Source organism: Allobosea sp. P4_C6 (assembly GCF_056402015.1).
On the sequence record NZ_JBFUIF010000014.1, the window covers coordinates 85663 to 95751 of the forward strand.

Consider the following 10089-nt stretch of genomic DNA (forward strand, 5'->3'; position numbering starts at 1 on the left):
CGGCCTCGGGTTTTCGCGGCATTGTGGCCGCGATGATTCGCTCCGCAACCCTGCTGATGCTGGCGTTGAGTCTTGGCGCCTGTGCCGTGGGGCCGGACTACACGCCGCCCACGCTCGACATGCCGCAGCGCTGGAGCGCGACGACGAGCGGGCCGAAGGCGCCGAAGCCATCCGAATGGTGGCGCAGCCTCCGCGACCCCACGCTCAATGCGCTGATCGATCAGGCCATCGCCGGCAATCTCGATGTCGCGCAAGCCAAGGCCCGCATCCGCGATGCCCGTGCCGCGCGCGAGCAGGCGGTCGGCGCGCTCTTCCCGCAGGTCGATGGCGGCGCCATCGCCAACCGCTCGCGCTCGGCGCTCGTGACCCGCAACAGCTTCCGCGCCGGCTTCGACGCGTCGTGGGAGATCGACCTGTTCGGCGCCCGCGACCGCGCCGTCGAGGCCGCGACATACGGCACGGACGCCGCCTTCGACGACTTGGACTCCGTCATGCTGACGCTGATCGGCGATGTCGCCTCGACCTATGTCGAGTCGCGCGGCCTGCAGGCGCGGATCGCGCTCGCCCGCAGCACGGCGCGGACCCAGCGCGAGACCGAGGCGCTGACCCGCACCCGTTTTCGGGCCGGCGACATCTCCGCCATCGACACCTCCCGCGCCACCGCACAGGCCGCGAGCACGGAATCGCAGATTCCCCTGCTGGAAACCTCGCTCGCCCAGAACCAGCATCGGCTTGCCGTGCTGACGGGCCGCCCGCCGGCCGCGATGGCTCCTTACTTCGCCCGCCCGGCCGCGGTGCCCGCGACGCCGGCGCCGCCGCGCGCCGGCATTCCCGCCGATGTGCTGCGCCGCCGCCCCGATGTCCGCTCGGCCGAGCGCCTGCTCGCGCAGGCGACCGCGCGCATCGGCCAGGCGGAGGCCAACCGCTACCCGTCGGTCTCGCTGACCGGCAGCATCTCGACCTCGGCGATCAAGCTCGGCGACCTCGCCAAGAACAGCGCCATCGGCTGGTCGATCGGCCCCAGCCTCAGCGTGCCGATCTTCAACGGCGGCGAGCTGGCGGCGGCGGTCGATGCGGCCAGGGCCCAGCGAGACCGACAGGACGCGGCGTTCAGGCTCGCCGTGCTCACCGCCTTGCAGGATGTCGAGAACGGGCTGGTCGGGCTGCGGCAGGAAAGGCTCCGGCTCGGCAGCCTGTCGGAAGCAGCCCGCGCTTCGGGCGAGGCGGCGCGGTTGTCCCGTGCGCTCTATGCCTCCGGCAATGTCAGCTTCCTCGATGTGCTCGAAGCGCAGCGCTCGGAATATGGCGCCGAGGAATCGCTGATCCAGAGTAGGGTCGCGCTCGTCACCCAGTTCATCGCTCTCAACAAGGCGCTGGGCGGCGGCTGGCTCAGGCCCGTCGCGGTCTCCGTGCCCGCCGTGATCGACGGCGAAACCGGGCCGCGCCCGCGCCTCATTCCCATAGAGGAACCGCAACCATGAGGCTGCGCCGCCTCCTTTTCCCTGCCCTGATCGTCGCGGCCGCCGGCGGCTATTATGTCTGGCAGGCTCGGCAGGCCACGCCGGCCGAGGCCGTCAGCCTCCCGAGCGTCGAGGCGACGATGGGCAATGTCGAGGAAGCCGTGCTCGCCTCCGGCGCGCTCGAGCCGATCCGGCAGGTCAGCGTCGGCGCGCAGGCGACCGGCCGCGTCGTCTCGCTCAAGGTCAAACTCGGGGACAACGTCGCAGCGGGCGATCTGATCGCCCAGATCGACGGCGTCACCCTGCAGAACACATTGCGCTCGGCCGAGGCCGATCTCGCCGCGCTCAAGGCGCAGCGCACGGAACGCAAGGCCAGCCTCGTCTATGCCCAGGCCGTGCTCGCCCGGCAGAAGCAGATGATCGGCCAGAACGCCGTCTCGCGCGACGCCTACGAGAACGCCGAGATGACGGTCAACACGACCGGCGCCCAGATCGAGGCGCTCGACGCGCAGATCGTCTCGAGCCAGGTCAAGGTCGAGAACGCCCGCGCCAATCTCGGCTATACCCGCATCACCGCGCCGAGCGCCGGCACCGTGCTCGCCGTCGTCGCCCAGGAAGGCCAGACGTTGAACTCCGTCCAGTCGGCGCCGACCATCGTCGTGCTCGGCGACGTCTCGACGATGACGGTGAAGGCGAAGATCTCGGAAGCCGACGTGCTCAGAGTGAAGGCCGGGCAGGAGGTCTATTTCAGCGTGCTCGGCGCGCCGGAACAGCGCTTCCCCGGCAAGATCTCCTTCGTCGAGCCGGCCCCTGACACGCTGAAGACGCAGAACGCCACGAGCTCCTCCGCCGCCAGCAGTTCCTCATCCACGAGCACCAGCGCGGTCTACTACAACGCCCTCTTCGAGGTGCCGAACGCGGAGGGGCGCCTGATGACCTCGATGACCGCGCAGGTCACGGTGATCGTCGGCCGGGCGCAGAACGTCGTCACCGTGCCCTCCACGGCCATACGCCGCCGCGGCCCCAATACCTTCGTCGATGTCCTCGGCGCGGACGGCAAGCCGGAGCAGCGTAAGGTCACCGTCGGGCTCGACAACAAGATCGTCGCCGAGATCAGCTCGGGCCTGAAGGCGGGCGAGCGCGTCGTCACCACCCGCAGCGCCGGCGGCCCGGACGCCACGCGCCAGACCCGGCGCCCCCGTTCGGCCTTCGGGTTCTGAGATGGGCGTGCCGCTCATCCGTCTCGCAGGCGTGCGGCGCGACTTCGGCAGCGGCGAAGCGACCGTATCCGCGCTCGACGGCGCCGATCTCGTCATCGAAGCGGGCGAGATGGTCGCGATCGTCGGCCAGTCCGGCTCCGGCAAGTCGACGCTGATGAACATCATCGGCTGCCTCGACCGGCCGACAGGCGGCACCTACGAGATCGACGGGCGCCCGACCCGCGACCTCGATCCCGACGAGCTCGCGCGGCTCAGGCGCGAATATTTCGGCTTCGTCTTCCAGCGCTACCACCTGCTCTCGGAGCTGACGGCACTGGCCAATGTCGAGGTGCCCGCGATCTATGCCGGCATCACGCCCGGCCCGCGCCAGAAACGCGCCGCCATGCTGCTGGAGCGGCTCGGCCTCGCCACCCGTGCGACGCATCGGCCCTCCGAACTCTCGGGCGGCCAGCAGCAGCGCGTCTCGGTCGCACGCGCGCTGATGAACGGCGCCCGCGTCCTCCTCGCCGACGAGCCGACCGGCGCGCTCGACCGCAAGAGCGGCGAGGAGATGCTCGCCTTGATCGAGGAACTCAACCGCGAGGGCCACACCGTCATTCTCGTCACTCACGACATGAATGTCGCAGCGCGCGCCCATCGCATCATCGAGCTCAGCGACGGCCGGATCGTCGCCGACCGGCGCACGGCGCCTCAGTCCGAAGCCGCGATTCCGCCCTCCCCCGTCCCGCCGCCGGCCGGGCGCCTGCGCGCCGCCTTCGGCCGGCTGAAGGAGGCGTTCGGCATGGCGGTGCGCGCCATGGCCGCCCACAAGCTGCGGACGACCCTGACCATGCTCGGCATCGTCATCGGCATCGCGGCCGTCGTCAGCGTCGTCGCGCTCGGCGAGGGCGCCAAGCGCAACGTGCTGCAGAACATCTCCGGCCTCGGCACCAACACGCTCGAAATCTTCCCCGGCGCCGGCTTCGGCGATTTGCGCTCCGGCCGGGTCCGAACCCTGACCGTGCTCGACGCTCAGGTCCTCGCTGCCCAGCCCTATGCCGCGAGCGTGACGCCGACGGTGACGACCAGCGCGACGATCCGCTTCGGCAATATCGAGGCCACCGCGCAGGTCAACGGCGTCAGCGAACGCTATTTCGACGTGCGCGGCAGCGTGCTGGCGCGCGGCTCCTTCTTCGACGCGTCGGACGTCCGCACGCTCGCGCAGGACGTCGTCATCGACGAGAACGCGCAGGGCGTGCTCTTCCCGCAAGGTCCGGCCGATCCGATCGGCACGGTGATCCTGATCGGCTCCGTGCCCTGCCGCATCGTCGGCGTGATGCGCCAGCAGCAGGGCGGCTTCGGCGGCAGCCAGAACCCGCAGGTCTTTCTGCCCTACACTACCGTGCAAGGCCGCTTCCTCGGCGATCTCTCGCTGCGCAGCATCACCTTGCGCGTCGATGACGAGACGCCGATGGCGGCGGCGCAGGAGGCCGTGACGGAACTCCTGACCCATCGCCATCGCACCAAGGACTTCTTCATCCTGAACCAGGACGAGATCCGCAACACCATCACCAACGCCACCGCGACGTTGACGCTGATGATCTCCTCGATAGCGGTGATCTCGCTCCTGGTCGGCGGCATCGGCGTGATGAACATCATGCTGGTCTCGGTGATCGAGCGCACGGGCGAGATCGGCCTGCGCATGGCGGTCGGCGCGCGCCGCGGCGACATCCTCCAGCAATTCCTGATCGAGGCCTCGCTCGTCTGCTTCATCGGCGGCGCGCTCGGAATCGGGCTGGCGCTCGCCATCGGCTTCGCCTTCGAAGCCTCGGGCTCGCAGGTGAGCTTCATCTATTCGGGCGAGGCCTTCGCCGTCGCCATCACCTGCTCGACGCTGATCGGCCTGACCTTCGGCTTCCTGCCGGCCCGCAACGCCGCGAGCCTCGACCCGGTGGTCGCGCTGGCGCGGGATTAGGGTCTGCGGCTACCGAGGCATCCGGAAAGCCGTGTTCTCGCGATCAGGCCGGCTGGACGCTCGCTTCGACGACACCAGCCTTGCGCTGCGTGTAGACTCCGACGACTCGCCAAATGATCCAGGCCAGGATCGCGCCCGTATAGCCGTCGACCGCATAGTGCCAGCCGAGGACGACCGAGCCGATCATAATGATCACGGCGAAGATCCACATGAAAACCCCGACGAGCTTCCGGCGTTCGCTGTAATACAGGGCGAACAGGACCGAAGTCGCCACATGGATGGAGGGGAAGGCGCTGATCCCGAGCGCGCCCGGGCGTTCGCCCGTATAGCCTTCCCATAGCATGTCCTGGGTAGACAACGCCCAGATCGGCCAGGTTTTGGATGAGCGCGCCAGCGCATCCATGAGCGGCTTGTAGCGGTCGCCGAGGCCCAGATCCTCGAAGAAGCAGGGTCCGGCGGAAGAGAAGACGGTGGCGATGAAGAACCCCGCGACGAGCCAGATCGCCATGAACGTCATGAGATATTGTTGGCGCAGGGGCGCATCTTCGCGAGCGGCGACGGTGATCAGAATGGTTCCGATCATGATGAAGAACCACAGATTATAGAAGAGATTGACGATGCAAATGCCCGCCGGCCATTCGATCAGCCACCAGAAGTATTCATGCGGCAACCGGCCGAAATGCAGCCCGCGATCGATATCGGAGAATGCGACGTCCCATTTGAATGGGTTCAGCACGGCGATCGCGCCCTTGAGGACGCCGAACCCCGCAACGAAGGCCGTAATGGCCGCCATTCCCACGACAAAATTGGCCATGCGCGGGCCATCCAGGAGGAAGCTCTTGCACGGCTTCAGGAATGTCCTGAGTGGCGAAGGATCGCGCGCGACGAGGGCGAGCCACACCAGCCGATGCGCCGCATAGAGGCTGGCGAGACACCAGATCGCAATTCCAAGATAGCCGGCGAATATCCTGACGCCGTCCATGTCGAGGCTGTTCTTCGTCTCGTCGCTGACGAGCATGGCGATACCGAGCGTGAATATAGCGACGATGATGAGGCCGATGTGGCGGCGCAAACTCTCAGCGAACATCAGCACGACAGGCATCGGTTCCTCCCCCGAATGAACCTCCGTATTCGCTACCACGAAGTTCCTTTCGTGTTTGACAACGGCGGAGCGATATCCGTTCCGAACCACGATGCTTCCGACGTGAGGAGCCTCGCTGAAGATGCGCCTCGCTGGACGCAGAGCATGCGTAGCTAGACCTTCCTGCCGCGCCGCGTCGGCACTGAAGGAAGGAGGCGCCCCGCACCTGACAGGATGCTGGCAGCAAGCGCCCGCGCCGCCTCCTGATGCGATTGTCCGCCGATGACGACGAATTCGATCGTCCCGAGCGTCGGCAGCGCCTCGCGCGGCTCGACCTCGGCCAGCCCCGGCGGAATCAGCCGGGCCGAATGGGCGGTGATGCCGAGCCCTGCCACCGTCGCCGCGCGCAGGCCCGCAAGGCTGCCGCTGGTGCAGGCGACGCGCCAGGCGCGCCCGGCCTGCTCCAGCGTCTCGATCGCATGGACGCGCGTAATGCTCGGCGGCGGATAGAGCACCAGCGGCACCTCGCGCTGCTCGGCCAATCTTGCACCCGGCCGCCCGATCCAGACGAGGCGTTCCTGCCATGCGACTTCCCCGCGCTCGTCGCCTTTGCGGCGCTTGGCGAAGATCAGGTCGAGATCGCCGGCATCGTATTGCTCGTAGAGCAGGCCGCTGAGGCCGACCGTCAGTTCGAGATCGACGGCATGATGCTGCATGGCGAATTCGGCCAGAATGTCCGGCAGCGCCGTATAGGCGAAGTCTTCGGAAACTCCGAGCCGGAGCCGCCCGCGCAGTGTCGAGCCCTTGAGATAGCGCTCGATCCGATTGCCGGCCTCCAGAACCTCCCGCGCGAAGGGCAGGATGGCGTCGCCGTCCGGCGTCGGGCGCACCTCATGTGTGTCGCGCGACAATAGCCGCCGCCCGACCCTCTTCTCCAATCGCGCGACATGCTGGCTGACCGAGGACTGGCGGAGACCGAGCTGCCGCGCGGCTTCGGTGAAACTCAGCGTCTCGCAGACCTTGAGGAAGCTTTGCAACAGGACGGGATCGAGCGGCTTCATGTTATCATGATTCATGATGAGCGATATCATGTCCAGTCCGGATCAAAATAAGGCGGAAAAGGATTAGAAGGCAGCATCTCACCTGAAGGACCGCAGATGATCCGCCGCACCCTCGCCCGCTTCGGCATCGACCCTTATCTGATTGCGCTGATGGCGACGGTCGCGGTCGCGGCCATCCTGCCGGCGCGCGGGGTCGGTGCCGAGATCGCCAACGATGCCGTCACGGTGGCGGTCGCCCTTCTGTTCTTTCTCTACGGGGCGCGCCTCTCGCCGCTGGCGGTCTGGGAGGGGCTGCTGCACTGGCGGCTGCAATCGCTGGTCTTCGCCAGCACCTATGTGCTCTTCCCCCTGCTCGGCCTCCTGCTGACGCGCCTCTTCGGTGGCTGGTTGCCGTCGGAGCTCGTGGCCGGGCTGATCTTCGTCTGCATCCTGCCCTCGACCGTGCAGTCTTCGATCGCCTTCACCTCGATCGCGCGGGGCAATGTCGCGGCGGCGCTGTGCAGCGCCTCGGTTTCCAACCTCTTCGGCATCGTGCTGACGCCCCTGCTTGTCGTCGCGCTGCTCAACTCGCATGGCAGCGGCTTCAGCACGAAGGCGGTGGAGAGCATCGCACTGCAGATCCTGTTGCCCTTCGTCGCCGGCCAGCTGCTGCGCCGCTGGGTGGGGCCCCTCCTTCAGCGCCACAAGGCGCCGATCTCTATCGTTGACCGCGGCTCGATCCTGCTCGTCGTCTACGCCGCCTTCAGCGAGGGCATGGTTGCCGGCATCTGGTCGCAGGTCACGCTCGGCGATCTTGGCCTCATCCTGCTGCTCGACATGGTCCTGCTCGCGGTGGTGCTGGCGATCACGACCATCCTCAGCCGCCGCCTCGGCTTTTCGAAGGAGGACGAGATCGCCATCGTCTTCTGCGGCTCGAAGAAGAGCATGGCGAGCGGCATCCCGATGGCCAACATCCTCTTCCCCGGCCAGGCACTGGGCCTGATCGTGCTGCCGCTGATGCTCTTCCACCAGGCGCAGCTCTTCGCCTGCGCCGTGCTGGCGCAGCGCTATGCGCGCCGCCCGGCTCAGCCGAAAGCGGAGCCATCCGCCGACGCCGCACTGACCCCGGCCAAGGCCTGAGACCTGGCCCCGGCGCCGCTCCTCAATCTGAGGTCGGCGACGGAACAGCGCGGCCCGCATGCCGTTGATCTCCTGCACGGCAGGACCGTTGCACTCCCTGAGGCCAAAATCCCCCGCCGCGCGACGGGGAACGGTCATGGAGACGACCCATGCAGGACGAACAACGCGAGATCAGGAAGATCGCCTACGGCTTGTGGATGAAGGACGGCCAGCCCGAAGGCCGCGACCGCGAGCATTGGGAAGCGGCCAAGGAAATATGGGCGTACCGCAGCCACAACCATGTACTCGACGACGAGAACACATCGTCGCCATCGCGCCAGCAGGCCGCGGAAACGGCGGCAGCAGACGGCAAGGCATCGCAGCAGCACGGAGGCTGACTTGGCGCCGCATTCGAGCGGCTCATAGCGATCAAGACCCACAAGGCGGAAGGATCATTCCCGGCCGCCATAGCCTGACCTACGCGATCACGGGCAGAGATATCCGCCTTGGTCGGGCAGGCAGCGCGCGCCTGTCGGCAGGATGAGCGCGCCGCCGGGATCGCGCTTGACGTAATCACCGTTGGGCAGTTCGAAGCCGCCGGTCGAGTCCGGGTTCACGCGCGTGCCGTCCGGTAGGATCAGCTGGAAGCTGTCTCGAACGATCCGCTTGGACGAGGCAGCCGGCGCGCCCGAGACCGGTCGCGGCGGGGACGATACGCAGCCAGCCACGAGGATGGCAACGGCGATTGCAGCTATCGATATCCTGATCATCCGCCATTGTTGCCGCGCCCGGCGCGACGGCGCAAGCCCGCGGCGGAAATGCCGCGCCCATGGCGAGGATCGCAGAATCGGTATCCCTCAAGGCTTTGTACTTGAACGCCCCGGGCCGCCCTGCATCGCCTGCAGTCTCATCGACCGTTCTTGCATGGCGATTTGGCTCGCATGCGATCCTTGATTCGTCGGCCTGACGTCTTCTCAACAGGTGTTTTCAAAGTGCCGGCGCCCGGAAGCGACCACTTTGTCAATCCATGCGGCTGGTCGGCGGGCCGTCATCATCGGACCAAAGAGCCTCTCCGCACCGCCTGATCGCCATGGCATCGCGCCCTGGACACTCCGTCCGGCAAAGATCCAAGGTTGGAATAATCTCGCGAATCATCTGTATTGCGGTCGGGGGTTCGAGCCTGACGGTCGTATTGCGGTCACACGGTCGAAGGTAACGGCGCGTTAACCTGTATTAACCAATGGTCAAGACATGACGATGCCGAGCAGACATCGACCGGCTCGCCGATGAGTGTTTCGAGGCCGCCTCAGCCCAGGCGATGCCCGGCGGCTAGGCGCATGGCGATATACACAGCAGCAGCCTGCCTGGGTCTGGCTGGAGCCGGCTGCGGCGAGCAGAAGCTCTCCACTTCCGAGCTGATGAGCGCGTCGCGAGCCGTCACCGTCGATGTCGGCAGGGCGCTGGCCCTGCCTCCGCCCGGCAGCCTCCCCGTGACCGGGGTCACGCAGCGCAGCTACGACAACGCCGTCTCGCAGGTGGTTTCCCTGGCGACGCGCGGCCGCACGCCTGGCGAGAACGCGATCCACGTCGCCTTCCTGACGGCCGCCGATCTCCCGGACAGCATGGGCGTCGAGGGCAATCTGCTGAGGGAACCGAGCATCGACGATTTCGCCATCGCACAGGAGATGGAAGAGCACCTGCCCGGCGTCGCCATGGCCCCGGCAGCCGTCTTCGTCCAGAACAAGTTCGGCCCCTTCGGCTACGCCTTCGGGCGTGGAGCGGGCGGCGAGGCCTGCCTCTATGCCTGGCAGCGCATGGCGAACGGAGACAGCATATTCCTCCCGAGATCGGGGGTGATCTCGGTCCACATCCGCGTCTGCGACCCCGTCGCCACGGAAGCGAGCCTGCTGCGCCTCGCCTACAGCTATTCGATCAACGCCTCGCTGCGGCGGCCGGGCTGGAACCCGATCGGTGACGCGCCGTCGCCCGCGCCGGAGCTCGGAAGGGCCGGAGCACCGATCTATCCGGTGCCGCAGGCCTCCGCCGCGGATGCCTTCGAGCAGCAGCCCGTCGCACGGCCGCGCCCGGCACGGGCGCCGCGCGCCGAGCGCCGTATGCAGGAAGCCCCCGAGCCCATCCCGGACAAGCCTCTCGAAGGATATCCGACCGTTCCACCGCCGCCCGCGCCCTGAGCGTAACCCCAGATTGCCGGACG

The 10089-nt window shown here is 67.4% G+C and carries 9 protein-coding genes; 6 read left to right on the top strand and 3 right to left on the bottom strand.

What is annotated here, in order from left to right:
- Window positions 1–32 precede the first annotated feature (32 nt).
- Genes AC1DVA_RS12635 through AC1DVA_RS12645 form a run of 3 tightly spaced genes read left to right on the top strand, consistent with a single transcriptional unit; the run spans window position 33 to window position 4634 of the window.
- The gene (locus tag AC1DVA_RS12635) at window positions 33–1481 is read left to right on the top strand and encodes an efflux transporter outer membrane subunit (RefSeq protein WP_476806103.1); all 1449 of its coding nucleotides are present in this window, start codon (window positions 33–35) and stop codon (window positions 1479–1481) included.
- A complete protein-coding gene (locus AC1DVA_RS12640; protein ID WP_476806104.1) occupies window positions 1478–2680 on the top strand; it encodes an efflux RND transporter periplasmic adaptor subunit in 1203 nt (400 codons plus the stop codon). The genes AC1DVA_RS12635 and AC1DVA_RS12640 overlap by 4 nt, the downstream gene beginning before the upstream one ends.
- Before the next feature lies 1 nt (window position 2681).
- Window positions 2682–4634: a MacB family efflux pump subunit gene (locus AC1DVA_RS12645; RefSeq protein ID WP_476806105.1), complete on the top strand. Its 1953-nt coding sequence runs from the start codon at window positions 2682–2684 to the stop codon at window positions 4632–4634.
- Window positions 4635–4677: 43 nt separating this feature from the next.
- Here AC1DVA_RS12645 and AC1DVA_RS12650 read toward each other — a convergent pair whose 3' ends face one another.
- Together AC1DVA_RS12650 and AC1DVA_RS12655 are read right to left on the bottom strand one after the other, a co-directional pair.
- Entirely contained in the window at window positions 4678–5736 is a 1059-nt protein-coding gene (locus AC1DVA_RS12650) for a phosphatase PAP2 family protein (RefSeq protein WP_476806106.1), read from the bottom strand.
- 152 nt (window positions 5737–5888) lie between these two features.
- Window positions 5889–6776, bottom strand: a complete 888-nt coding sequence (locus AC1DVA_RS12655; protein WP_476806124.1) for a LysR family transcriptional regulator — start codon at window positions 6774–6776, stop codon at window positions 5889–5891.
- A gap of 96 nt (window positions 6777–6872) precedes the next feature.
- On the opposite strand from AC1DVA_RS12655, the gene AC1DVA_RS12660 reads away from it, so the two are divergent.
- Both AC1DVA_RS12660 and AC1DVA_RS12665 read left to right on the top strand, forming a co-directional pair.
- Window positions 6873–7895 carry a bile acid:sodium symporter family protein gene (locus AC1DVA_RS12660; RefSeq protein WP_476806107.1) on the top strand — a complete coding sequence of 341 codons (1023 nt, stop codon included), beginning with the start codon at window positions 6873–6875 and terminating at the stop codon, window positions 7893–7895.
- Between the two features lie 149 nt (window positions 7896–8044).
- A complete protein-coding gene (locus tag AC1DVA_RS12665; protein WP_476806108.1) occupies window positions 8045–8272 on the top strand; it encodes a DUF2934 domain-containing protein in 228 nt (75 codons plus the stop codon).
- Between the two features lie 87 nt (window positions 8273–8359).
- On the opposite strand, the gene AC1DVA_RS12670 is transcribed toward AC1DVA_RS12665, so the two are convergent.
- Window positions 8360–8644, bottom strand: a complete 285-nt coding sequence (locus tag AC1DVA_RS12670; RefSeq protein WP_476806109.1) for a hypothetical protein — start codon at window positions 8642–8644, stop codon at window positions 8360–8362.
- Between the two features lie 567 nt (window positions 8645–9211).
- Between AC1DVA_RS12670 and bcsN the strand changes: the two genes are divergently transcribed.
- Complete coding sequence (bcsN, locus tag AC1DVA_RS12675; protein ID WP_476806110.1) at window positions 9212–10066, top strand: cellulose biosynthesis protein BcsN; 855 nt, start codon at window positions 9212–9214, stop codon at window positions 10064–10066.
- Window positions 10067–10089: the final 23 nt, after the last annotated feature.